The sequence below is a fragment of the Ralstonia sp. VS2407 genome (assembly GCF_052950655.1).
Map to the genome: position 1 here is coordinate 1 of NZ_JBRFVG010000047.1, position 776 is coordinate 776.

General features: G+C 60.6%; 1 protein-coding gene. It reads left to right on the forward strand.

The features are described from left to right. The coding region (locus ACU8YE_RS23715; RefSeq protein WP_446929776.1) for a DUF1329 domain-containing protein at nt 1-776 on the forward strand (776 nt) is incomplete at both ends.

The window sequence follows — 776 nt, forward strand, 5'->3', positions numbered from 1 at the left end:
GGAGTGGGTGGCGGAGAACACCAAGAAGAACGTTGGGTTCGCGAAGCTGGCGTCCAACGGCTACGACATCCAGGACGCGTACATGCCAGGGGTTCCGTTCCCGATTCCGCAGAACGGTGCGCAGGCGATCTGGAACCACAAGCTTCGCTACACGGCGCTGGGCTGGGAGATCGATCCGGTGACTTCGTTGGGTTCACCGCGCAAGGGCTCGGACACGTGGATCGACCTGAGTGCCTCGCAGATCTTCTATTACCCGTGGGGTGGCAAGGGAAGCAAGAAGATCAGCGAGTTGCCCAAGGAAGACTCGATGACGTACTTCAAGTACGACGCGCCGCCGGCGCTGGCCGGGCAAGGGGCGATTCTCAACACCTTCTACAACAAGGAGTCGGAGACGTTCTACTACTACCCGGGTCAGCGCCGCGTGCGCCGTCTGCCGTCGTACGCGTACGACTCGCCCTCGATCGGTTGGGAGAACGAGTATCCGGTGGACATCATTTCGGGCTACTACGGCCGGATCGACCGGTATGACTGGAAGCTGGTTGGCAAGAAGGAGATGTACGTTCCGTACAACGACTTCGGTGCTTACGACTTCCGCAAGAGCAAGAAGGAAGCGTTCGGCAACGACATGCCGAACAAGTCGATGCACCGCTACGAGCTGCACCGTGTCTGGGTGGTGGAGGGCACGGTCAAGCAAGGGGTGCGACACAGCGCGCCCAAGCGCACGTTCTACCTGGACGAGGATACCTGGTCGCTGGTGGTGGCCGATGACTACGACG